At 68.1% G+C, this 22,087-nt stretch carries 33 protein-coding genes; 4 read left to right on the forward strand and 29 right to left on the reverse strand.

Translation table 11 applies throughout. From position 1 onward, the window contains the following. Positions 1–170: 170 nt before the first annotated feature. The 27 genes from rplO to rfbB form a co-directional block, all read right to left on the reverse strand. Positions 171–626, reverse strand: a complete 456-nt coding sequence (gene rplO, locus ACXJMZ_RS05825; protein ID WP_057231308.1) for a 50S ribosomal protein L15 — start codon at positions 624–626, stop codon at positions 171–173. A 1-nt stretch (position 627) separates the two neighbouring features. Next, positions 628–810, reverse strand: a complete 183-nt coding sequence (rpmD, locus tag ACXJMZ_RS05830; protein ID WP_057231310.1) for a 50S ribosomal protein L30 — start codon at positions 808–810, stop codon at positions 628–630. Then, on the reverse strand, positions 810–1,445 hold the full coding sequence (rpsE, locus tag ACXJMZ_RS05835; protein WP_057231312.1) for a 30S ribosomal protein S5: 636 nt from the start codon (positions 1,443–1,445) through the stop codon (positions 810–812). The genes rpmD and rpsE overlap by 1 nt, the downstream gene beginning before the upstream one ends. A 48-nt stretch (positions 1,446–1,493) precedes the next feature. Then, positions 1,494–1,877, reverse strand: coding sequence for a 50S ribosomal protein L18 (rplR, locus tag ACXJMZ_RS05840; protein ID WP_057231314.1), 384 nt, complete (start codon positions 1,875–1,877; stop codon positions 1,494–1,496). A gap of 3 nt (positions 1,878–1,880) precedes the next feature. Next, positions 1,881–2,420: a 50S ribosomal protein L6 gene (rplF, locus tag ACXJMZ_RS05845; RefSeq protein WP_057231316.1), complete on the reverse strand. Its 540-nt coding sequence runs from the start codon at positions 2,418–2,420 to the stop codon at positions 1,881–1,883. Positions 2,421–2,442: 22 nt separating this feature from the next. Continuing rightward, positions 2,443–2,850, reverse strand: a complete 408-nt coding sequence (gene rpsH, locus ACXJMZ_RS05850; RefSeq protein WP_057231318.1) for a 30S ribosomal protein S8 — start codon at positions 2,848–2,850, stop codon at positions 2,443–2,445. Positions 2,851–3,117: 267 nt separating this feature from the next. Beyond that, positions 3,118–3,303 (reverse strand): type Z 30S ribosomal protein S14, encoded by a 186-nt coding sequence (locus tag ACXJMZ_RS05855; RefSeq protein ID WP_057231320.1) that lies wholly within the window; start codon positions 3,301–3,303, stop codon positions 3,118–3,120. A gap of 4 nt (positions 3,304–3,307) precedes the next feature. Next, the gene (gene rplE, locus ACXJMZ_RS05860) at positions 3,308–3,877 is read right to left on the reverse strand and encodes a 50S ribosomal protein L5 (protein ID WP_057231323.1); all 570 of its coding nucleotides are present in this window, start codon (positions 3,875–3,877) and stop codon (positions 3,308–3,310) included. Beyond that, a complete protein-coding gene (rplX, locus tag ACXJMZ_RS05865; protein WP_057231325.1) occupies positions 3,877–4,188 on the reverse strand; it encodes a 50S ribosomal protein L24 in 312 nt (103 codons plus the stop codon). The genes rplE and rplX overlap by 1 nt, the downstream gene beginning before the upstream one ends. 15 nt (positions 4,189–4,203) lie before the next feature. After that, on the reverse strand, positions 4,204–4,575 hold the full coding sequence (gene rplN / locus ACXJMZ_RS05870) for a 50S ribosomal protein L14 (protein ID WP_030263487.1): 372 nt from the start codon (positions 4,573–4,575) through the stop codon (positions 4,204–4,206). Positions 4,576–4,677: 102 nt separating this feature from the next. Further along, positions 4,678–4,953: a 30S ribosomal protein S17 gene (gene rpsQ / locus ACXJMZ_RS05875; protein ID WP_057231327.1), complete on the reverse strand. Its 276-nt coding sequence runs from the start codon at positions 4,951–4,953 to the stop codon at positions 4,678–4,680. Continuing rightward, on the reverse strand, positions 4,953–5,177 hold the full coding sequence (rpmC, locus tag ACXJMZ_RS05880) for a 50S ribosomal protein L29 (RefSeq protein ID WP_030393300.1): 225 nt from the start codon (positions 5,175–5,177) through the stop codon (positions 4,953–4,955). Before rpmC ends, rpsQ begins: the two co-directional genes overlap by 1 nt. Next, complete coding sequence (gene rplP / locus ACXJMZ_RS05885) at positions 5,177–5,596, reverse strand: 50S ribosomal protein L16 (protein WP_057231329.1); 420 nt, start codon at positions 5,594–5,596, stop codon at positions 5,177–5,179. The genes rpmC and rplP overlap by 1 nt, the downstream gene beginning before the upstream one ends. A gap of 5 nt (positions 5,597–5,601) precedes the next feature. Continuing rightward, positions 5,602–6,438, reverse strand: a complete 837-nt coding sequence (gene rpsC / locus ACXJMZ_RS05890; RefSeq protein WP_057231331.1) for a 30S ribosomal protein S3 — start codon at positions 6,436–6,438, stop codon at positions 5,602–5,604. Then, on the reverse strand, positions 6,438–6,785 hold the full coding sequence (gene rplV / locus ACXJMZ_RS05895) for a 50S ribosomal protein L22 (RefSeq protein ID WP_057231334.1): 348 nt from the start codon (positions 6,783–6,785) through the stop codon (positions 6,438–6,440). The genes rpsC and rplV overlap by 1 nt, the downstream gene beginning before the upstream one ends. Positions 6,786–6,834: 49 nt before the next feature. Beyond that, positions 6,835–7,116 carry a 30S ribosomal protein S19 gene (gene rpsS, locus ACXJMZ_RS05900; RefSeq protein WP_057231336.1) on the reverse strand — a complete coding sequence of 94 codons (282 nt, stop codon included), beginning with the start codon at positions 7,114–7,116 and terminating at the stop codon, positions 6,835–6,837. 11 nt (positions 7,117–7,127) lie between these two features. Then, a complete protein-coding gene (gene rplB, locus ACXJMZ_RS05905; protein ID WP_057231338.1) occupies positions 7,128–7,964 on the reverse strand; it encodes a 50S ribosomal protein L2 in 837 nt (278 codons plus the stop codon). A gap of 42 nt (positions 7,965–8,006) precedes the next feature. Next, positions 8,007–8,327, reverse strand: coding sequence for a 50S ribosomal protein L23 (rplW, locus tag ACXJMZ_RS05910; protein ID WP_030393296.1), 321 nt, complete (start codon positions 8,325–8,327; stop codon positions 8,007–8,009). Then, a complete protein-coding gene (gene rplD / locus ACXJMZ_RS05915) occupies positions 8,327–9,004 on the reverse strand; it encodes a 50S ribosomal protein L4 (RefSeq protein WP_057231341.1) in 678 nt (225 codons plus the stop codon). Before rplD ends, rplW begins: the two co-directional genes overlap by 1 nt. A 4-nt stretch (positions 9,005–9,008) precedes the next feature. Continuing rightward, positions 9,009–9,653: a 50S ribosomal protein L3 gene (gene rplC / locus ACXJMZ_RS05920; protein ID WP_057231343.1), complete on the reverse strand. Its 645-nt coding sequence runs from the start codon at positions 9,651–9,653 to the stop codon at positions 9,009–9,011. Between the two features lie 14 nt (positions 9,654–9,667). Next, a complete protein-coding gene (rpsJ, locus tag ACXJMZ_RS05925) occupies positions 9,668–9,976 on the reverse strand; it encodes a 30S ribosomal protein S10 (protein ID WP_012785157.1) in 309 nt (102 codons plus the stop codon). 473 nt (positions 9,977–10,449) lie between these two features. Beyond that, positions 10,450–12,240 (reverse strand): hypothetical protein, encoded by a 1,791-nt coding sequence (locus ACXJMZ_RS05930; RefSeq protein WP_457028893.1) that lies wholly within the window; start codon positions 12,238–12,240, stop codon positions 10,450–10,452. A gap of 115 nt (positions 12,241–12,355) precedes the next feature. Further along, complete coding sequence (locus ACXJMZ_RS05935) at positions 12,356–13,126, reverse strand: glycosyltransferase family 2 protein (RefSeq protein ID WP_457028894.1); 771 nt, start codon at positions 13,124–13,126, stop codon at positions 12,356–12,358. Then, the gene (locus tag ACXJMZ_RS05940; protein WP_057231351.1) at positions 13,123–13,524 is read right to left on the reverse strand and encodes a DUF2304 domain-containing protein; all 402 of its coding nucleotides are present in this window, start codon (positions 13,522–13,524) and stop codon (positions 13,123–13,125) included. The genes ACXJMZ_RS05935 and ACXJMZ_RS05940 overlap by 4 nt, the downstream gene beginning before the upstream one ends. Before the next feature lie 99 nt (positions 13,525–13,623). Then, a complete protein-coding gene (locus ACXJMZ_RS05945; protein ID WP_457028895.1) occupies positions 13,624–14,685 on the reverse strand; it encodes a lipopolysaccharide biosynthesis protein in 1,062 nt (353 codons plus the stop codon). Next, complete coding sequence (locus ACXJMZ_RS05950; RefSeq protein WP_457028896.1) at positions 14,664–14,837, reverse strand: hypothetical protein; 174 nt, start codon at positions 14,835–14,837, stop codon at positions 14,664–14,666. The genes ACXJMZ_RS05945 and ACXJMZ_RS05950 overlap by 22 nt, the downstream gene beginning before the upstream one ends. 16 nt (positions 14,838–14,853) lie before the next feature. Further along, the gene (gene rfbB, locus ACXJMZ_RS05955) at positions 14,854–15,831 is read right to left on the reverse strand and encodes a dTDP-glucose 4,6-dehydratase (RefSeq protein ID WP_057231354.1); all 978 of its coding nucleotides are present in this window, start codon (positions 15,829–15,831) and stop codon (positions 14,854–14,856) included. Between the two features lie 81 nt (positions 15,832–15,912). Between rfbB and rfbA the strand changes: the two genes are divergently transcribed. The 4 genes from rfbA to ACXJMZ_RS05975 all read left to right on the forward strand — a co-directional run bounded on the left by rfbA (position 15,913) and on the right by ACXJMZ_RS05975 (position 19,465). Continuing rightward, entirely contained in the window at positions 15,913–16,788 is an 876-nt protein-coding gene (rfbA, locus tag ACXJMZ_RS05960) for a glucose-1-phosphate thymidylyltransferase RfbA (protein WP_457028897.1), read from the forward strand. Next, positions 16,785–17,384 (forward strand): dTDP-4-dehydrorhamnose 3,5-epimerase, encoded by a 600-nt coding sequence (gene rfbC, locus ACXJMZ_RS05965; RefSeq protein ID WP_057231359.1) that lies wholly within the window; start codon positions 16,785–16,787, stop codon positions 17,382–17,384. Before rfbA ends, rfbC begins: the two co-directional genes overlap by 4 nt. A 191-nt stretch (positions 17,385–17,575) precedes the next feature. Beyond that, positions 17,576–18,478, forward strand: coding sequence for a glycosyltransferase family 2 protein (locus tag ACXJMZ_RS05970; RefSeq protein WP_457028898.1), 903 nt, complete (start codon positions 17,576–17,578; stop codon positions 18,476–18,478). 27 nt (positions 18,479–18,505) lie between these two features. Continuing rightward, complete coding sequence (locus tag ACXJMZ_RS05975; RefSeq protein WP_457028899.1) at positions 18,506–19,465, forward strand: NAD-dependent epimerase/dehydratase family protein; 960 nt, start codon at positions 18,506–18,508, stop codon at positions 19,463–19,465. Here the strand turns inward: ACXJMZ_RS05975 and ACXJMZ_RS05980 are convergent. Together ACXJMZ_RS05980 and ACXJMZ_RS05985 are read right to left on the reverse strand one after the other, a co-directional pair. Then, positions 19,362–21,431: a hypothetical protein gene (locus ACXJMZ_RS05980; protein WP_457028900.1), complete on the reverse strand. Its 2,070-nt coding sequence runs from the start codon at positions 21,429–21,431 to the stop codon at positions 19,362–19,364. The two genes, ACXJMZ_RS05975 and ACXJMZ_RS05980, sit on opposite strands and share 104 nt — an antisense overlap. Positions 21,432–21,632: 201 nt before the next feature. Next, the gene (locus tag ACXJMZ_RS05985; protein ID WP_457028901.1) at positions 21,633–22,085 is read right to left on the reverse strand and encodes a GtrA family protein; all 453 of its coding nucleotides are present in this window, start codon (positions 22,083–22,085) and stop codon (positions 21,633–21,635) included. Positions 22,086–22,087: the final 2 nt, after the last annotated feature.

A 22,087-nucleotide genomic window follows, 5' to 3' on the forward strand; every position in this document is an offset into this window, starting at 1 on the left:
AGGGAACTCCACGGACTCTAACAGTGTGTGGCCACCCGAAAGAAGCGTGCGCGGCCCCTCCCCCACGCACGGGGGACGGGATGCCCGTTTTCAACCACAAAAGCCACCCTGAAAGCACGAACCCCGTACCTCCCAGGAGGGAGATACGGGGTTCGTGGATGTCAACTGGCTCAGAGGAGCTCGGTGACCGTACCGCCGGCGGCGGTGATCTTCTCGATCGCGGAGCCGGAGACGGCGTCAACCGTCACCTGCAGCGCAACCGCGATGTCGCCGGTGCCGAGGACCTTGACGAGCTCGTTCTTGCGAACGGCGCCCTTCGCGATCAGATCGGCCACGGTGACCTCGCCACCCTGCGGGTAAAGCTCGGCCAGCTTCTCCAGGTTCACGACCTGGAACTGCTTGTGCGCCGGGTTCTTGAAGCCCTTGAGCTTCGGCAGACGCATGTGGAGGGGCATCTGCCCACCCTCGAAGCGCTGCGGAACCTGGTAGCGGGCCTTGGTGCCCTTGGTACCACGACCTGCGGTCTTACCCTTGGAACCCTCACCACGACCGACACGGATCTTGTCGGTCTTGGCGCCGGGGGCCGGGCGCAGGTTGTGGATCTTGATCGGCGAGTTGTCTGCCATTTCAGTCCACCTCCTCAACCGTGACGAGGTGACGAACGGTCTGGACCATGCCGCGGATCTCCGGGCGGTCCTCCTTCACCACGGTGTCGTTCAGCCGCTTCAGGCCGAGCGAACGCAGGGTGTCACGGTGGTTCTGCTTGCTGCCGATGTACGACTTGGTCTGAGTGACCTTCAGGCGAGCCATCAGGCACTCACCGCCGCGGTCCCGGCCGCGCGAGCGCGGAGCAGAGCAGCGGGGGCCACGTCCTCCAGCGGCAGGCCACGGCGGGCCGCGATCTCCTCGGGGCGCACGAGGCCCTTCAGAGCAGCCACGGTGGCGTGCACGATGTTGATCGCGTTGTCCGAGCCGAGCGACTTCGACAGGATGTCGTGAACGCCGGCGCACTCCAGAACGGCACGCACCGGGCCACCGGCGATAACGCCGGTACCGGGGGAAGCCGGCTTCAGGAGCACGACGCCAGCGGCCTTCTCGCCCTGGATCGGGTGCGGGATGGTGCCCTGGATACGGGGGACCTTGAAGAAGTTCTTCTTGGCCTCCTCAACACCCTTGGCGATGGCGGCCGGAACCTCCTTCGCCTTCCCGTAGCCAACACCTACGGTGCCGTCACCGTCGCCCACCACGACCAGCGCGGTGAAGCTGAAACGACGACCACCCTTGACAACCTTGGCAACACGGTTGATCGCGACCACGCGCTCAACGTAAGCAGTCTTCTCGACGGCGGGGGCGTTGCCCCGGTCGTCGCGCTTACGATCACGTCGCTCGCCGCCACCGCCGGTGCCGCCGCCGGCGCCGCTACCGCGGCGCTGGGGTCCAGCCATTGGAATTACCTCTCTCGATTACGTCCGTCGACTGAGCCGACGAGCGGCTTAGAAGTCGAGCCCGGCCTCACGGGCAGCGTCCGCCAGGGCGGCGATGCGCCCCGCGTAACGGTTGCCCGCGCGGTCGAAGACGACCGACTCGATGCCGGCGGCCTTGGCGCGCTCGGCGACCAGGGCTCCGACCTTCTTGGCCAGCTCGGTCTTGTCGCCCTCGTTGCCACGGATGGACACGTCGAGGGTGGACGCCGACGCGAGGGTGTGACCCTTGGCGTCGTCGATGACCTGGGCGACCATGTGGCGGTTCGAGCGGGTCACGACCAGACGAGGACGAGCCTCGGTGCCGGTGACGCGCTTGCGAACGCGGATGGCGCGGCGCTTGCGGGCAGCGTTCTTGTAGCCGTTGCCCTTGCCGATCTTCACAGAAAGACTCATGGCTTACTTACCGCTCTTTCCGACCTTGCGGCGGATAACCTCGCCCGCGTACTTGACGCCCTTGGCCTTGTACGGGTCGGGCTTACGCAGCTTGCGGATCTTGGCCGAAACCTCGCCGACCAGCTGCTTGTCGATCCCGTCCACGTGGAACTTGGTGGGCGACTCGACCACGAAGGAGATGCCCTCCGGGGCCTCGATCAGGATCGGGTGGCTGTAGCCGAGCTGGAACTCCATGGAGGAGCCCTTCGCTGCGACTCGGTAACCAACACCGCTGATCTCCAGCGACTTGCGGTATCCCGCGGTCACACCGGTGATCATGTTCGCCACCAGCGTGCGGGAAAGGCCGTGAAGGGCCTTCGACAGACGCTCGTCGTTGGGGCGGGTGACGAGCAGTGTGCCGTCCTCGCCCTTGCCGATCTCGATCGGCGCGGCGACAACGTGGGTGAGGGAGCCCTTGGGGCCCTTCACCGAGACTGCCTGGCCATCGATGGTGACGTCCACGCCGGCGGGAACCGGGATGGGCAGCCGTCCAATGCGCGACATTGCTGTACCTCCTGTTCCCGAATTACCAGACGTAGGCGAGAACTTCTCCGCCTACGCCCTTCTTGGCGGCCTGCTTGTCGGTCAGGAGGCCGGAGGACGTGGAGATGATCGCCACGCCCAGGCCGCCGAGAACCTTCGGCAGGTTGGTGGACTTTGCGTAAACGCGCAGACCCGGCTTGCTGATGCGCTTGATGCCGGCGATGGAGCGCTCACGGTTGGGGCCGAACTTGAGGTCGATGGTCAGCTTCTTGCCGACCTCGCCCTCAACCGGCTCCTCAACCTTCCAGGAGGAGATGTACCCCTCCTGCTGCAGGATCTCGGCGACGTGCGCCTTGATCTTGCTAGCCGGCATCGCCACGGTGTCGTGGTACGCCGAGTTCGCGTTACGCAGACGCGTGAGCATGTCTGCGATGGGGTCGGTCATGGTCATGATGGCCTCAGGCCTCTCTCGCCGTGGTTTCTCCGCGCCAGGTCCCCCCACCGCACTCACGAGGAGTGCGGGCAGGGGCACAGACGCAGGGGACCTGCGGCGTTAGTAAGACTGGGTGCGAGCCCTCATAGGAGGGTCGCGGACAGCTCTGGCTGCCGCGACAGGGGGCCCGACCCCACTACCTTACGGGATTCCGTACGGGACCCCAAAAATGGGGCACGTGGGGTCGGGCACACCTGCTGATTCGCAGGGAACCTAGAGCCTGGGTTACCAGGAGCTCTTGGTCACGCCCGGCAGCTCGCCGCGGTGCGCCATCTCACGGAGGCAGACACGGCAGAGGCCGAACTTGCGGTACACCGAGTGCGGGCGGCCGCAGCGCTGGCAGCGGGTGTAACCGCGGACAGCGAACTTCGGCTTGCGCTCGGCCTTCGCGATAAGGGACTTCTTCGCCATGGTGTTACGCCTCCTTGAACGGGAAGCCCAGAGCGCGCAGGAGCGCCCGGCCCTCGTCGTCGGTCTGGGCGGTGGTCACGACGGTGATGTCCATACCGCGCTGACGGTCGACCTTGTCCTGGTCGATCTCGTGGAACATGACCTGCTCGGTCAGACCGAAGGTGTAGTTGCCACGGCCGTCGAACTGCTTCGGGGAGAGGCCACGGAAGTCGCGGATACGCGGCAGAGCCAGCGACACCAGACGGTCCAGGAACTCCCACATGCGGTCACCGCGAAGGGTGACGTGGGTGCCGATCGGCTGGCCCTCACGCAGCTTGAACTGCGCGATGGACTTACGAGCCTTCGTCACCGCCGGCTTCTGGCCGGTGATGGCGGTGAGGTCGCGGATCGCGCCCTCGATCAGCTTGGAGTCGCGGGCGGCCTCGCCCACACCCATGTTGACCACGACCTTGACCAGGCCGGGGATCAGCATGACGTTCTCGAACGAGAACTCCTCCAGGAGCTGCCCCTTGATCTCGGAGTTGTAACGCTCCTTGAGGCGGGGGGTCACCTTCTCAACAGTCGTCTCAGACATCAGATGTCCTCACCGGTTCGCTTGGCAACGCGGATCTTGTTGCCCTCGTCATCGAAGCGGTAGCCAACGCGGGTGACGACCTTCTTGCCGTCCTTCTCCACGACCAGCTGGACGTTGGAGACGTGAACCGGGGCCTCGACGGTGATGATGCCACCCTGAGTACCCGGACCCGGCTTGGTGTGCTTCTTGACCCGGTTGACACCCTCGACCAGGACCTTGTTGGTAGCGGGGATGGCCTGAATGACCTTGCCCTGCTTGCCGCGGTCCTTGCCGGTGATGACCTGGACCAGGTCACCCTTCTTGATCTTCATGCTGTTTGCCATGGGTTAGAGCACCTCCGGCGCCAGCGAGATGATCTTCATGAACTTCTTGTCACGCAGCTCGCGGCCCACCGGGCCGAAGATGCGGGTGCCACGGGGGTCACCATCGGTGTTCTTGAGAACGACCGCGGCGTTCTCGTCGAAGCGGATGTACGAGCCATCCGGACGACGACGCTCCTTGACGGTCCGAACGATGACGCACTTGACGACGTCACCCTTCTTCACCGAGCCACCGGGGATCGCGTCCTTGACGGTGGCGACGATGACGTCCCCGATACCGGCGTAGCGGCGACCGGAACCACCGAGAACACGGATGCAAAGGATTTCCTTGGCACCAGTGTTGTCGGCGACCCGCAGTCGCGACTCCTGCTGGATCACTGCTTTCTCCTGATCGTCAACGAGAGACGACGGGCCGGCCGCTGCTCACACCAGCGCCCCTGGGGGACCTGGTGCACATACGGCCGTACCACATCGGCTTCGTTACTTGGCCTTCTCGAGGATCTCGACGACGCGCCAGCGCTTCGTCGCGGACAGCGGACGGGTCTCCATCAGGAGAACCCGGTCGCCGATGCCGCAGGCGTTGGCCTCGTCGTGCGCCTTCAGCTTGTTCGTACGGCGGATGACCTTGCCGTACAGAGCGTGCTTGACGCGGTCCTCGACGGCGACGACGACGGTCTTGTCCATCTTGTCGCTGACGACGAGACCCTCACGGGTCTTGCGGAAACCGCGCGTCTCGTTGGTGGTGTTCTCAGTCATCAGGCGCTCTCCACCGTCTCGATGCCCAGCTCGCGCTCGCGCATCAGGGTGTAGATCCGCGCGATGTCCTTACGGACGAGCTTGAGCCGTCCGTGGTTGTCGAGCTGCCCGGTCGCCGCCTGGAAGCGGAGGTTGAACAGCTCCTCCTTGGCCTCGCGGAGCTTCGCAACGAGACCCTCGTTGTCAAGCTCGCGCAGCTCAGCAGCCTTGGTGCCGGCCGACATCAGCTCTCACCTGCCTCGCGCCGGACAATCCGGCACTTCATCGGGAGCTTGTGAGCAGCGCGGGTGAGCGCCTCACGAGCAACCTTCTCATTGGGGTAGGACAGCTCGAACATGATCCGTCCCGGGTGAACGTTGGCAATCCACCACTCGGGGGAACCCTTACCGGAACCCATGCGGGTCTCGGCAGGCTTCTTGGTGAGCGGGCGGTCCGGGTAAATGTTGATCCAGACCTTGCCACCACGCTTGATGTGACGGGTGACGGCGATACGAGCGGACTCGATCTGCCGGTTCGTCACGTAGGCCGGGGTGACGGCCTGGATGCCGTACTCGCCGAACGCGAGCTCGGTGCCACCCTTGGCAGCGCCACGGCGCTTCGGGTGGTGCTGCTTACGGTGCTTGACCCGACGGGGGATCAGCATGACGGTCAGGCCTCCGTTCCGGTGCTCTCGGCAGCCGGCGTCTCCGTCACAGCCGCGGCCGGAGCCTCGGTGTTCTGGGGACGACGGGCGCCACCACGGGCGCCGCCACGCTCGCCACCACGGCCACCGCGCTCGCCGCCACGCGCGGGGCGGGCGTCGGTGCGGGCCGGGCGGTTGCCCGAGCGGGCAGCAGCGTTCTCAGCGCGGACCTCGGCGATGTTCTTGACGTCGCCCTTGTAGATCCAGACCTTGACGCCGATACGACCGAAGGTCGTCTTGGCCTCGAAGAAGCCGTAGTCGACGTTCGCACGAAGGGTGTGCAGCGGCACACGACCCTCGCGGTAGAACTCCGAACGGCTCATCTCGGCGCCGCCGAGACGACCGGAGCACTGGACCTTGATGCCCTTGGCGCCGGACTTCATGGTGCCCTGCATGCTCTTACGCATGGCACGGCGGAACGACACGCGGGAGGACAGCTGCTCCGCGACGCCCTGAGCCACGAGCTGGGCGTCCAGCTCGGGGTTCTTGACCTCGAGGATGTTCAGCTGGACCTGCTTGCCGGTCAGCTTCTCGAGGTCGCCGCGGATGCGGTCGGCCTCGGTGCCACGGCGACCGATGACGATGCCGGGGCGAGCGGTGTGGATGTCCACGCGGACGCGGTCACGGGTGCGCTCGATCTCAACCTTCGAGATGCCGGCCCGCTCCATGCCCTTCGTCATCATGCGACGAATGGCAACGTCTTCCTTGACGTAGTCCGAGTACAGCTTGTCGGCGTACCAGCGGGACTTGAAGTCCGTGCTGATGCCGAGGCGGAACCCGTGCGGGTTAACCTTCTGGCCCATTACCGGGTCCCTTCCTTGCTGCTGACGACCACGGTGATGTGGCTGGTCCGCTTGCGGATCCGGTAGGCACGGCCCTGGGCACGCGGACGGAACCGCTTCAGGGTCGGGCCCTCGTCAACGTACGCCTCGCTGATCACGAGGTCGTCCACGTTGGAGTGGTTGTAGTTGTGCGCGGCGTTGGCAATGGCGCTGTTGAGCACCTTGCCGACCGGCACGGTGGCGGCCTGCGGAGCGAAACGCAGGACGGCCTGTGCCTCCGTGGCGCTCATGCCACGGATGAGGTCCACCACGCGGCGGGCCTTCATGGGCGTGACGCGGATGTACCGCGCCTGGGCCCTGGCTTCCATGGTTGTCCCCTTGCTGGTGTAAGTCATTGAGTCGGTACTTCGCTGGCGACTAGCGACGCTTCGACTTGCGGTCGTCCTTGACGTGCCCGCGGAAGGTGCGCGTCGGCGCGAACTCGCCGAGCTTGTGGCCGACCATCGACTCGGTGACGAACACCGGGACGTGCTTACGGCCATCGTGGACCGCGATCGTGTGACCGAGCATGCTCGGGCTGATCACGGAGCGACGGGACCAGGTCTTGATGACGTTCTGGGTACCCGCCTCGTTCTGCGCGTCCACCTTCTTGAGAAGGTGGCCGTCAATGAAGGGGCCCTTCTTGAGACTGCGCGGCATCTGACCTGCTCCTAGCGCTTCTTGTTGGACTTGCGGCGGCGCACGATGAGAGCGTCCGAAGCCTTGTTGGCCTTACGGGTGCGACCCTCCTTCTTGCCCCACGGCGAGACCGGGTGGCGACCACCGGAGGTCTTACCCTCACCACCACCGTGCGGGTGGTCGATCGGGTTCATGGCCACACCACGCACGGTCGGGCGAACGCCCTTCCAGCGCATACGGCCGGCCTTGCCCCAGTTGATGTTCGACTGCTCGGCGTTGCCGACCTCGCCGACGGTCGCGCGGCAGCGCGCGTCCACCAGACGGATCTCACCGGAGGGCATGCGCAGGTGCGCCATGCGACCCTCACGGGCGAGCAGCTGAATGCCCGAACCGGCGGAGCGGGCCATCTTGGCACCGCCACCGGGACGAAGCTCCACCGCGTGGATGGTGGTACCGACCGGGATGTTGCGCAGCGGCAGGTTGTTGCCGGGCTTGATGTCGGCCGTGGGGCCGTTCTCAATCCGGTCACCCTGGCCGACGCCGCGCGGCGCGATGATGTAGCGCTTCTCGCCGTCCGCGTAGTGCAGCAGCGCGATGCGAGCGGTGCGGTTGGGGTCGTACTCGATGTGCGCGACCTTGGCCGGCACGCCGTCCTTGTCGTGACGACGGAAGTCGATCACGCGGTAGGCGCGCTTGTGTCCGCCACCCTGGTGGCGAGCGGTGATACGACCGGCGTTGTTACGGCCGCCCTTGCTGTGCAGGGGGCGAACCAGCGACTTCTCCGGCGTGGACCGCGTGATCTCTACGAAGTCGGCCACGCTGGAGCCACGACGGCCCGGCGTAGTCGGCTTGTACTTGCGGATGCCCATTTGGCTCTCTCGTCCTCGTCCTTATCGACGATCCGGACCCCGTTAGGAGGTCGGACCACCGAAGATGTCGATGCGGTTGCCCTCAGCCAGCGTCACGATGGCGCGCTTGGTGTCCTTGCGCTTGCCAAAGCCCGTCTTGGAGCGCTTGCGCTTGCCCTGACGGTTGAGCGTGTTGACGGACTCGACCTTGACCGAGAAGACCGCCTCGACGGCCTGCTTGATCTGGGTCTTGTTGGCACCCGGCGACACGACGAACGTGTACTTGTTCTCGTCGAGGAGCGAGTAGCTCTTCTCGGAGATGACCGGCTTCACCAGGACGTCACGGGGGTCCGTGAACGTCTTGCTCGTGATCTCTGCAGCCATCAGGCGGCGCTCCCTTCGAGCTCGCCCTCAGCAGCCACAGCCTTGGCGGACGCGGCCGGACCGGCCACGAAACGCTCGAAAGCAGCCTGGGTGAAGACCACATCGTCGGAGACGAGCACGTCGTAGGTGTTCAGCTGACCGGCGTCCAGGATGTGCACGTTCGGCAGGTTGCGGGCGGACTTGATGCCCACCTCGTCCGCGCGCTCGACGACCAGGAGGACGTTCTTGCGCTCGGAGATCTTGCCGAACAGGCCCTTGGCGGCCTTGGTCGACGGCGCCTCGGCCGCAATCACGTCGGTGATGACGTGGATGCGGTTGTGGCGGGCCCGGTCGGTGAGCGCGCCACGCAGAGCGGCGACGATCATCTTCTTGGGCGTCCGCTGCGAGTAGTCGCGCGGCTTGGGGCCGTGCACGACGCCACCGCCGACGAACTGCGGAGCGCGGGTCGAGCCCTGACGGGCGCGGCCGGTGCCCTTCTGGCGGTACGGCTTGCGGCCGCCGCCTCGGACCTCGCCACGACGCTTGGTCGAGTGGGTGCCCTGACGGGCCGCAGCGAGCTGCGCCACGACGACCTGGTGCATCAGCGGAACGCTGACCTTGGCGTCGAAGATCTCGGCGGGCAGCTCGAGGCTGCCGGCCTTGTCGCCCGAGGGCGACAGGATGTCAATGGTGCTCATATCCTCACAGCCCCTTTGCCGCGGTGCGGACGAGGACGAGGCCGCCGTTCGGGCCCGGGATTGCGCCCTTGATGAGGAGCAGCCCCTTCTCCGCGTCAACGGCATGGACGGTCAGGTTCTGGGTGGTCACGCGCTCGTGGCCCATCCGGCCGGCCATCTTCATGCCCTTGAACACGCGACCCGGGGTGGCGCAGCCACCGATCGAGCCGGGCGAACGGTGCTTGCGCTGCACGCCGTGACCGGCGCCGAGGCCCTTGAAGTTGTGACGCTTCATGACACCGGCGAAGCCCTTGCCCTTGGAGGTGCCGGTCACATCGACCTTGACACCCGCCTCGAACAGCTCAGCGGTGATCTCCTGGCCGAGGGCGTACTCGGACGCGTCCGCGGTGCGGAGCTCGACCAGGAAACGACGCGGGGTGACACCGGCCTTGGCGAAGTGGCCCGCGAGGGGCTTGTTCACCTTGCGGGGGTCGATCTCGCCGAAGCCGATCTGCACGGCGTCATAGCCGGCAGCGTCAGCGGTGTGGATCTGGGTAACGACATTGGGCCCGGCCTTGACGACGGTCACCGGAACGATCCGGTTGTTCTCGTCCCAGACCTGGGTCATGCCGAGCTTCTCGCCCAGGATTCCCTTAATCTGCTTTGCCATCTTCGTCGCGCCTCTCAGAGCTTGATCTCGATGTCGACGCCGGCCGGAAGGTCGAGGCGCATCAGCGAGTCAACGGTCTTCGGGGTCGGGTCGAGGATGTCGATCAGACGCTTGTGAGTGCGCATCTCGAAGTGCTCGCGCGAGTCCTTGTACTTGTGCGGCGAGCGGATGACGCAGTACACGTTCTTCTCAGTGGGCAGCGGCACCGGGCCCGCGACCTGCGCACCAGTGCGAATGACGGTCTCGACGATCTTCTTCGCCGAGGAGTCAATCACCTCGTGGTCGTAGGCCTTGAGCCGGATGCGGATCTTCTGTCCCGCCATGGCTACTCAGTAGTCCTTTGTCTCGTCTGCTGCTTCTTCTGCCGGATTCGGCCGGGTGGCTTGGTCCGGTGGCCCCTTTGGGTGGTTACTTCCGACCCCCGCGCTCGGGCGTGTCGCCCTGGCGCTTGCAAAGAACCGGGAAGGTTTCCCTTCTCGGCTTGCGGGATCGGTGAGCCTTGCACCCACCAGGTGCCGGATCGAGGCCCCGCCCACGCTTCCCGGAAGATTCCCGTACGTCCGCCCCGCAGCTGCCGCGGTGTCGACTACACACCACTGCATCCACACAAGACACGTGGACACATGAACGGCCATCACGGGAACGACGAGTACCTGGGACTCGCTTCCAGTCCTCCCGGTGGGAGGCGCGCAGCATCGGCACTCAACCGAGCAACTTGGCTATCCTGCCACAGCACGCTGCACAAATGCCAATCGGGGCGGGCGAGGTCTCCCTCACCCGCCCCGACCGATGCGGGTCAGCCCTTACGGCCGCAGACCGCCCACTGGTCCTCCGTGTTGGCGCACCACAGGTGCGGCTGGTCCGGTACGAAGGTGTACTCGGACAGCTCCATGTTGATCGGGTTGCAGTCCTGCTTGCCCTTGTACGGCGAGTACTTGGGGCACTGGCCGTTGTCCAGCTGCTGGAGGTGGGCACGGTACGCGTCCAGGCCCATGTCCTCCACCTTGGGGTTGGCCGAGGGCATGTAGCGGTTCGCCGACCACGAGGCGCCCATCGTCCCGAACAGGGCGATCACGCAGATCAGGCCGGTCGCCAGCTGCGCCGACGTCCGCGGGGAGATCAGGGTCACGGCCTTCGCGGGGTTCACCGCCTCGAACGCGCTGCGGAACCGGCCGGCTCCGCGCTCGTACGAGAGCTTCACACCGAGCACGGCCAGGATGATCAGGCAGTACAGGATGATCCAGGTGGTCCGCGGGTACAGCTGCACGGCCTGGTTGTGCGCCATGTGCGAGGCGAACCAGAAGCGCAGCAGCCAGGCGCCGACCAGCACGAACCCGGCGGTCCGTACCACGACGTTGCGCAGGCCCAGCCCGACCCCGAGCCCGACGCCGAGCAGCAGGACCACCGCGAAGCCGCTCTGGCCGGCCAGCTCACCGGAAGCCGGCCAGTCGTGGTACGTCAGCGGGCCGGGGCGGTCCGAGGCCCAACTCATCACGTAGGCCGGGTCGATGTAGGTGTTGATGTAGGCGTACCGGTCGACCGTCGTGGCACCGAGCCGGACCAGCTGGTAGAGCAGCGGGGCACCGATCACCGCGGCCGTGACCAGCATGCCGCCGAGGAAGACGAGTGCGCGCTTGACCGCGAGACGGCCACGCCGCCAGGGGAAGAGCAGCCCGGCCAGCAGGAACGCACCGGGCGCCGCCCACAGGTACCAGCCGGAGTACCAGATGAACATCGCGCCGAACGCGACTCCGAAGCCGACCCCGCGCAGCAGGGCGGAGCGGGTCGACAGCTCCCCGGCCCGGCGCAGCTCGCGGAAGCAGGCGGCCAGCAGCGGGAGCAGCACCAGCATCGCGCCGTGGCTGTACGGCCGGATCGGGTCGAGGAAGGTGATCGAGGTCGGCACCGCGATGGCCATCGCCCAGAACGGGCGCAGCATCATCCGCCAGGAGAGGTACGCCATCGGTCCGACCAGTGCGCTGAGCAGCAGCTGCAGGTCCTTCAGCGCGTGCCCGACACCGGCGACACCGCCGTGGAAGAGCTCCGCCCAGAGCGCCAGCAGCGCGGGGAAGCCGGGCGGGTACACCCCCGGCAGGCCCTCGCCGCGCATCATGTCGTTGGCCATGCCCATCAGGTTGCCCGGGTCGCCCTCCTGGCCGCCCAGGCCCCACGGCGTGCCGTGCAGGGCGACGGCGATGCCGCCGGCCACCACGCCGGTGGCGAGACCCGAGATGGCGGCACAGGCCAGCCGCTGCACCATCCGGTAGTTCCGCAGCGTGCCCCGGTAGGCGACGAAGAGCAGGACCGCGAGGACGGGCAGGCCGACGACGGCCACGTACTGCTGCACCTTGGCGAGGCCGCTGACCTGGCCGATCCGGTTCAGCGGGTTGACGCTGATGTGCATGCAGAGCAGCATGATGCCGATGCCGGCGGTGATGCTCACCACGCCCTCGGCCAGCGGGAGCACCCAGCGCCGGGAGGTCAGGCGCTGGATCCGGGAGATGCCACGGGTGGAGTTCTTCAGGTCCGCCTGCGTGGCCTCGCCCCGGCTTCTCTCGGTGGGCGGGCCGCTGACCAGGTCCGTCATCTCAAATCACTTTCGTGAAGCGGCGTGCTGCCGCGGCTGGGGCGGTCCCCCCGGATCTGCTCGGGTGGGGACCGCCCTGGGAGGACCGCGGCGCCGTAGCGGGCTGCGGCCTGGTTCAGCGGCCGACGAGCTGCCGGCCACGGTGGTCGGGAGCGGATGCCGCGATGGCCTTGAGGTGCGGCGGCATCCGGCGGATCATCGCCAGCAGCAGGACCAGCCCGGCCCGCGAGAGGTAGACCATCGCCTTGATCGGGGAGGCGCTCGGTGTGCCGGTGGTCCGCTCGCGCATCGCAACCGGCACCTGGCGCACCACGAAGCCGCAGCGGGCGGCGCCCACCATGCTCTCCACCGTGTCGCCGAGGTACTCGACCGGGTACCAGTTGGCGAAGAACTCGATGAGCGACTTGTTGCAGGCGCGGAAGCCCGAGGTGGTGTCGGTCAGCCTGGTGCGGGTGATCCGGGAGAGCACCACCGAGAGCAGGCCCATCGCCCACTTGCGCGGGCCACGGACCTTGTAGTCGCCCTCGCCGTCGAAGCGGGCGCCGATCACCAGATCGGCTTCCTTCAGCTTGTCCAGCAGGACGGGCACGTAGGACGGGTCGTGTTGGCCGTCCGAGTCGATCTGGATGGCCACGTCGTAGCCGTGCAGGTGCGCGTACCGGTAGCCGAGGCGCATGGCGCCGCCGACGCCGAGGTTGTACGGCAGTTGGGCCACCGGTGAGCCGGAGGCCGCCGCGACCGCAGCAGTGCGGTCGGTCGAGCCGTCGTCGACGACCAGGGTGTCCGCCCCGGGCAGGTGGGCCTGGATCTCCTTGAGGATGCTGGGGAGACCGTCCGCCTCGTTCCAGGCGGGGAGGATGATGAGGACCCGTCGTCCGTCGATCATGAGTACACCTTGGGGTCAGTGCCGTCCAGGGCGGAGTCCTGGTGCTTGGTCACGGGGTAGCCGTGGTGCTCCACGAGGTGGGACCTCATCAGGGCCACCTCCTCGGAGAGGGTGCGGGTCTCGGCCTCCAGCCGGCTGGCCTCCCAGCTGAGGTGCAGGCTGACCATCAGCACGAGCACGAAGCCCGCGAACAGGACGAGGCTGACTCCGGAGGCGATCCCGAGCCTGCGCGCGGTCGAGTCCAGGATGCCCGGGAAGAAGCCCAGCGGCGCCACGACGACGCCGATGGCGAGCCAGATCGTCGCGTACTTCTCCCGAAGCTGCTGGCGGCGCAGCAGTTCGAGGATGTACACGAGCACCAGGAGTCCGGTGACCGAGGTGATGACGGTGAGTTGCACGACGGGAGGCGCCTTTCAGCGGCAGTGGCGTGGCAATAGTAGGCAGATCATATGGGCGTGTCGCACTCATGTTCTTCACGCCCGCGGTGCACCGCGACCTCAGGAGCTTCGCAGCGCTCCGGCCGGACGCTGGTCGACCGCCGACCGCTCCTCGCCGGGTACGGCCGGTTGTTCGGACAGCGAGCGGAACAGCGACCACAGCATGGCAGCCGCACTTGCGGCGGCACCAACCAGGTAGCCCACCTCGACCCTGGTGGCGATGTCACCCGGTACGAGCGTCACCACGACCATCAGCACGGTGCCCAGGAGCCAGGAGAACAGCTGGCGTTGGTGGCGGCCCAGCGACAGCAGCGCCTGCCCGAAGACGGTCGCCAGCATGTAGCAGAGGGTGCCGAGGACCAGCCAGAGGAAGTCCAGCGATCCGAGCACCGGCTGGGCCTTGAAGAGGACCTGGATCAGCCACGGCCCGAACAGGACGGTCGGCACTCCGGCCACCGCGCACATCAGCACCACGATGGCCGCCGTCCGCGAGAGCACCTTGCGGAACTCCCGGTGGTTGCCCACGGCCGCGGCACCGGAGAGCGCCGAGACCAGCGAGGCCTGGATGGCCGCGTAGGCGAAGAGCGGGACCCGGGCCAGCACCACCGCGTTGAGCAGGGCCGCGACCAGCGCCGTGGAGGAGGGTGAGAGCAGCTTCACGTTGACCACGGCCGCGTTGACCATCAGCTGGGCCAGCAGTGTAGAGCCGGTCAGCAGGACCAGACCGCGGGTGACCTCGCGCCAGGCCGGGGCGGGCCCGCCGCGCCGGTCCCCCAGCACGGACCGCAGCCCGATCACCGATGCGGCCAGCGGGGCCACCACCAGGATCAGGCTGAAGGCCAGCGCGGAGTGCAGGCCGAAGATCGGCACCATCGCCCCGAAGAGGATCCGCAGACCGCCGTCGACCGCCAACTGGGCGCCGTACGCACGGAAGTTGCCGAGCCCCGCGAGAGCGCCGCGGACCACGGAGCTGATCGCCAGGCCGACCAGCGCACCGCCGAGGCCCAGCACCAGCCCCCGGTCGCCGCCGAACAGGCGGTCGGCGATCGGCTGGGCCGCCGACAGGATCGCCAGCAGCACGACCGTCAGCACCCCAAGGGTCAGCAGCAGGACCTTGCGCACGGCGGGCAGCGGGCCGTGGCCGGCCGCGTCGCGGCCAGGAAGATGTACGAGGAGGCACCGAGAACCACGGTGCCCCCGACCACCAGCCGCACGCCCGGCGGCAGCGCGCCGAGCAGCTTGGCCGGCAGTCCCAGGGCCGGTGACTTGGTCATCGGCCGGTCACGAGGTTCATCCGGCGAGCTCGGCCTTCGTCTTGAGCGACTCCCACCAGGTGCGGTTGTCGCGGTACCAGGCGATGGTGGCCGCGAGGCCGTCCTCGAAGCGGACCTGCGGGGCGTAGCCCAGCTCCTCGCTGATCTTGCTGATGTCGAGGGAGTAGCGCAGGTCGTGGCCCTTGCGGTCGGCGACCGGCTCGACCATGTCCCAGCCCGCGCCGGCCGCCTCCAGCAGCAGGCCGGTCAGCTCCTTGTTGGTGATCTCGGTGCCGCCGCCGATGTTGTAGACGTGGCCGGCCCGGCCCTTGCGCATGGCCAGCTCGATGCCGCGGCAGTGGTCCGAGACGTGCAGCCAGTCGCGGATGTTGCCGCCGGTGCCGTACAGCGGCACCTTCTTGCCGTCCAGCAGGTTGGTGGTGAAGAGCGGGATGACCTTCTCGGGGAACTGGTAGTGCCCGTAGTTGTTGGAGCAACGGGTCACCACGATGTCCATGCCGTGGGTGCGGTGGTACGCCAGGGCCAGCAGGTCCGAGCCGGCCTTCGAGGCCGAGTACGGCGAGTTCGGCGCGAGCGGCCACTCCTCGGTCCAGGAGCCCTCCGAGATCGACCCGTAGACCTCGTCGGTCGAGACGTGGACGAAACGGCCGACCCCGTGCTTGCGGGCCGCGTCGAGGAGCACCTGGGTACCGACCACGTTCGTCAGCACGAACGGGCCCGCGCCCTCGATCGACCGGTCGACGTGCGATTCGGCCGCGAAGTGCACGACCACGTCGTGACCGGGCATCACCTGGTCGACGGCGTCGACGTCGCAGATGTCGCCGCGGACGAAGGAGTACCCGGGGTGATCCGCGACGGGAGCGAGGTTGGCCTCGACGCCCGAGTAGGTCAGCTTGTCGAGGACGGTGATCTGGGCCGAGGCGTCCGCTCCGAGCAGCTGGCGGACGAACTCTGAACCGATGAAGCCGGCGCCGCCGGTCACAAGGATGCGCATAGTGGGGGCAGTCTACCCGCGCCCCGTCAAGCACCCACCCCGGGCCAGCGGTCGGGCACACACCTCACATAAGCTGCCGACATGCGTGGAATTCTCCTGGCAGGCGGCACCGGCTCACGACTGTGGCCGCTGACCCGAGCCGTCTCGAAGCAGCTCCTTCCGGTGTTCGACAAGCCGATGATCTACTACCCGCTCTCCACCCTGGTGATGGCGGGCATCAGCGAAATTCTGATCATCACGACTCCGCAGGACCAGGAGCAGTTCCAGCGCCTGCTGGGCGACGGCTCCCAGTTCGGCCTGCGCCTGGAGTACGCGGTCCAGGAACGGCCCGAGGGCATCGCTCAGGCCTTCGTCCTGGGGGCCGACTTCATCGGCGACGAGTCGGTCGCGCTGATCCTCGGCGACAACATCTTCCACGGCAGCGGCCTCGGCACCAGGCTGGCCCAGCACACCGCCCCCGTCGGCGGCCGGGTCTTCGCGTACCCGGTGGCGGACCCGTCCGCGTACGGCGTGGTGGAGTTCGACGAGCAGGGCCAGGTGCTCTCCCTGGAGGAGAAGCCCGTCCAGCCGAAGTCGCGCTACGCGGTGCCGGGCCTCTACTTCTACGACAACAAGGTCGTCGACATCGCCCGGAAGCTGGAGCCCAGTGCCCGCGGCGAGCTGGAGATCACCGCGGTGAACGAGGCGTACCTCCAGGCCGGCGAGCTGCACGTGACGATCCTCGACCGCGGTACGGCCTGGCTGGACACCGGCACCTTCGTCTCGATGGTGCAGGCCTCCGAGTTCGTCCGGGTGATCGAGGAGCGCCAGGGCTTCAAGATCGGCTGCATCGAGGAGACCGCCTGGCGCGCCGGGCTGATCGACTCGGCGCAGCTGCGCGAGCTCGCCGAGCCGCTGCGCAAGAGCGGCTACGGCGACTACCTGATCGCCCTGCTCGACGAGGAGAGCGCCCGATGAAGTTCCGCGAACTGTCCATCGGCGGCGCCTACGAGGTCACCCCGCAGCTGCACGGCGACCCGCGCGGCCTGTTCATGGAGTGGTACCGCTTCGACCGCCTCGCCGAGGTCGTCGGGCACCCCCTCCGGCTGGCCCAGGGCAACCTGTCCGTCTCGGCCCGCGGCGTGGTGCGCGGCGTCCACTTCGCCGACGTGCCGCCCGGCCAGGCCAAGTACGTCAGCTGCGTACGCGGCGCGGTGCTGGACATCATCGTGGACCTGCGGGTCGGCTCCCCCACCTTCGGACAGTGGGAGGGTGTGCGGCTCGACGAGGTGGACCGCCGCTCGGTCTACATCCCCGAGGGGCTGGGCCACGGGTTCTGCGCCCTGAGCGACGACGCCACGCTCTCGTACGTCTGCTCGGAGACGTACAACCCCACCGGTGAGCACTCCGTGCACCCGCTCGACCCCGACCTCGGCATCGAGTGGCCGGCCGACAGCCCGCAGCTGTCCGCCCGGGACGCCGCCGCCCCGTCGCTCGCCGAGGCGCTCGCGTCCGGGCTGCTGCCCGACTACCAGGCCTGCCAGGCCTTCACCGAGAGCCTGCGCGGCGCCTGACCGACAGGCCGCACGACACCGCACCTCGCGCCGGGCCCGCCCGGCGCGAGGTGTCGTGCATCCGGCCCCCGGCCCGGGCAGGGTGCCGGAGGCGAGCAAGTAGGATTGCCCCGCCGCAGGCTGACCCTGCGCGGCAGCCGGGCCGGCAAGCATGCCCCCGCCACGACCTCGACCAGCGGATGTGCCCCACCATGACCACTCTGGATGTGCTCCTCCCGTACTACGGGGACGTCGCGCTGATGCAGGCCGCTGTCCACAGCGTGCTCGCGCAGACCGACCCGGACTGGCGGCTGACCGTCGTGGACGACGGCAAGGAGCCCGGCGTCCCCGAGTGGTTCGCGGAGCTCGACGACCCCCGGGTCAGCTACCAGCGCAACGAGCAGAACCTCGGGGTGACCGGCAACTACCGCAAGTGCCTCGGTCTCGCCGAGCACGAGTACCTGGTCTTCATGGGCACCGACGACATCATGCTGCCCAACTACGTCGCGACCATCCGGGCCGCCCTGGCCGAGCACCCCGGCGTGGCGATGGTCCAGCCCGGCGTCGAGGTCATCGACAGTGCGGGCAAGCCCGTCAGCACCCTGGCGGACGAGGCCAAGCGCCGCCTCTACGCCCCCAAGGACCAGGGCCGGACGCTGATGGGCGGCGAGGACCTCGCGGTCAGCCTGCTGCGCGGCAACTGGCTGTACTTCCCCTCGATCTGCTGGCGCACGGAGACCATCAGGAAGACCGGTTTCCGGGACAACCTGGAGATCATCCAGGACCTCGCCCTGGTCATCGACCTGCTGCAGGCGGGCGAGCAGATGGTCGTCGACGACACCCGCTGCTTCCAGTACCGCCGTCACACCGTCAGCATCTCGTCGAAGTCGGCGTACAGCGGCACCCGGTTCACCGAGGCCCGGCGGTACTTCCTGGACGCCGCCGACCGGCTCGACGCGCACGGGTGGACCCGCGCCGCCAAGGCCTCCCGGCTGCACCTCTCCGCCCGCATCCACGCCCTCACCCTGGTGCCGGGAGCCCTGCGCGCCGGTCAGTGGGACGGCGCCAGGACGCTGCTGCGCAACGTCACCTCGACCGCCAACCGGGCCCGCTGACCCTCTCCCGCTAGGAGCACCTCCGCTATGTCCGCACCGCATGTGGCCCCGGCCCGCGTCGCCGTCCTCGGTGGCTCCGGTTTCATCGGCCGGGTGCTCGGCGACCGGTTCACCGAGCTCGGCCACGACGTCCTGTCCATCGCGCGCAAGGCGCCCGACGCCCCCGCGCCCGGCCGGTTCGTCGCGTTCGACCTCACCTCGGCCGCCCCGGCCGAGCTCACCGAGCTGCTCGACCGTGAGCAGGTCGGACTCGTCGTCAACGCGGCCGGCGGGATGTGGGGCCTGACGGACGAGCAGATGCAGGTGGCCAACGTCGTCCTGGTCGACCGGCTGATCGAGGCGATCGGCGCGATGGCCGCTCCGGCCCGGCTGGTTCACCTCGGCACGGTGCACGAGTACGGCTTCGCGCCGATCGGGACCGACCAGCGCGAGGACAGTGCGGCCGCGCCCTCGATGGAGTACGGCAAGCTCAAGCTCGCCGCGACCGAGGCGGTGGCCCGGGCGGTGCGCGGGCACGGCCTGGACGCCGTCACCCTGCGGCTCGGCAACGTGGTCGGCGCCGGCCAGCCCGGGCACAGCCTGCTCGGCGTGATGGCCGCCAAGCTGGACGAGGCCCGGCTGGCCGGGCGGACCGCCCAGCTCTCGCTGGCCCCGCTCACCGCGCTGCGCGACTTCGTCGACCTGACCGACAGCATCGACGCGATCGTCGCCGCAGCCGCCACCCCGGGCACCCAGCCGGTGCTCAACATCGGTACCGGCTCCGCGACTTCGGCGCGCGAGTGGGTGGAGCTGCTGGTCGAGGTCAGCGGCGTGCCCACCGAGATCACCGAGGTCCCCGGCCCGGACGGCGCAGGCCCGGAGACCGAGTGGCAGCAGCTCGACATCACCGCGGCGGGCGAGCAACTCGGCTGGGCCCCTCGGCGCAGCATGCGGGAGTCCCTCGAGTCGCTCTGGCAGGCCCAGGTCCGGTCGACGCCCGTCGGATAGCGCTCAGCTCAACTGGAACGGGGGGGGGGGGGGGGGGGGGGGGGGGGGGGGGGCGCGCCTTGCCGGCCGGCATCAGCTCGATCGCATGCTTGAGCGACGTGACCGAGTTGTCGTACTGCGTCTTCGCGACCGGGCTGCCACCGATATAGACGTTGAGCAGGTCGCTGTACTTCGCCGCCAGGCCGCCCTGGCGGGCCAGCGTGGTGGCGAAGAAGCTGAGCTTCCAGTTCACGTAGCCGTCGTTGGTGTAGAGGGTGACCACGGCCGAGCCGGCCTCGACCCGCGCCATGTCGCGGGTGACCAGGATCCTGGCGACGGTACTGTCCCCGCCCTTCTCCTTGCTCCACTGGGCCAGCTCACTGCTCTGCCAGACCGTGGGAGCGGCTTGCACCGACGGGACTCCCCACTGAATCCCGGCGAACAGGCTCAGCCCGGCCGCCAAGGCCACCACCGAGGCGACGCCCTCGACCCACCAGCCCTTGCGGAAGGTCTTGACCGACGGACCGAACGGACGCAGCATCGTCCCCACCGTGCCGAGCCCGACCAGGCAGAGCACGAAGCCGCCGGTGGCGAGCTTCTCGAAGTAGTACGGCAGGCTCCCTATGGTGTGCATCTGCCAGGCGCCGAACACCCCGAGCACCAGGGCCCCGCCCGCGACGGTGCCGAGCATCATCGTGCCGACGCCGGTGCGCCGCCGGCCGGCCAGCAGCGCGACCAGCACGATCACGAGCGCGAGGCCGAGCAGCAGCGACCGGTCGAACGGCAGCACCATCCCCCGGGCCTGGGCCTGGGCCTCGACGTCGAACGTACCCATCACCGACATCAGGCTCGGGAGCACGGCGACCGCGCCGCCCACCGCCTGGATCCCGTACAGCAGCCAGCGGTGGCGGGCCTGGCGCTTGCGGTACACGAAGGCCGCGACCACCAGCGCGATGCCCACGAACACCGCGAGGATGTTGTAGGTGTACGCCACCGTGATCAAGGCGCCCACCGACACCGCGGCGTACGTGCCCCAGCCCATCGCGGGGCGGACGATCAGCGGGACGGCCACCGCCAGGAAGATCAGGCCCGAGATCTGCGAGTCGAAGCCGACCTTGACCATGCCCCCCAGCGGGCTCGCCACCGCCAGCCCGGCCACCAGGGTGCAGACCGCCGCCGTCCGCCAACCGGTCAGCCGCGGTCCGGCGATCCACCGGGCGCCCCAGACGATCAGGGCGCAGAGGATCGCGAACGACGCCAGGACATAGAGGTAGTAGCGGTTGTACGCGGCCGTCGGGTCACCGGTCGCGGTATTCGACCGCACGAAGATGTCGAACCAGGTCAGCAGGAAATGCGAGCCCTGCGGATAAACCGCCTCGGTCGGCGTGGGCACCAGGACCTTGGCGGATTCCTGGTGGAAAAAGAGAAATCCACCGAATTGGTGGATCGCGTCAAAAATGGAGAAATGGACGATTCGGTCCTCGATGGACAGGACGAAAGGAAGACGCCCCGTCAGCGAACGCCCGACCAGCGGGTGGTGGATGTAATGCCAGACGAGCGCACCGGTACCGATGATCATCAGGTCGGAGGTGCGGAAGCGCCAGGGCAGCCGGGGTGCCCGGCGACCGACCCAGGCCGCGATGCTGACCGTCGAGAGGATCACACCGGAGGTCGGGACGGGCTGCATCCCCCAGGGCCACAGCGACAGCACGAGACCGAGTGCGAGAAGTGAACCGCAGAGCACGAAGGTGGCGATGACCAACCGGTCGAGGAGGCCTCCGCCGACCCTCAGCAGACTCGCGACCGCGAGCACGAAGACCGGGATCAGGACGATGTCCAGATTCAGCGCGTCGAGCACGACGGGGAGTACCCAGGAAGCGGTCAGCGCGCCGGCCAGCAGCCCCAACCGCCGGCCGCGCGGGCCCGGGGCGGGGCTCGGCTGCGGGACGCCCGGGCGCTCCGTCGACTCCGATAGCTGGCTTGCCATGTCCCCACCGTCTCCTTGAATACCCATACGCGAAAGAAGTGTCGTTCACATCACGGTCGGGTCTGATTTGGGCAACCGCCGCGCCGCCTGTCGGAAAGCCCGATCTGCGGATTCCCGGAAGCCACCGGTCATGGTACTTGAGCGCCCGGCAGCCCCTGACAGAACTCCCTCGGGTATCAGCACGGTCCACCACTGAAAGGCTTAGTCGGACTTGAAAACCCAGACCTTCATCAGCAGGAACCGCACGAGCGTCGCCAAGCCGTTGGCCACGATCAGGCCCCCGACCTCGACCACCCGCGAGGCGTCCGGCGCGGCCAGCTCGAGCAGGGCCAGCGCACCGCTGCTGAGAGCGAGGCCGACCACGAAGGCCACCCCGCCCTGGAGCTGGTGCCGGAGCGCCCCCTCGGAGCCGGTGATACCGAACGTGAAACGGCGGTTGGCCGCGGTGTTGGCGACCGCGCTGACCAGCAGTGCGATCAGATTGCCCAGCTGCGCGTCGACGACCTGACGGGCCGCCACGTAGAGGAGCAGGTAGAAGAGGGTGCTCAGGATCCCGATCACCAGAAAAGCCGGGAGCTGCCGCTTCATCGTGCCGGACGACCCGGCGTCCGGACCGGCCTGCGGCGCAGCGGCCGACTCGTCGAGAGGAAGCATGG

The sequence above is a fragment of the Kitasatospora sp. P5_F3 genome, from assembly GCF_054049135.1.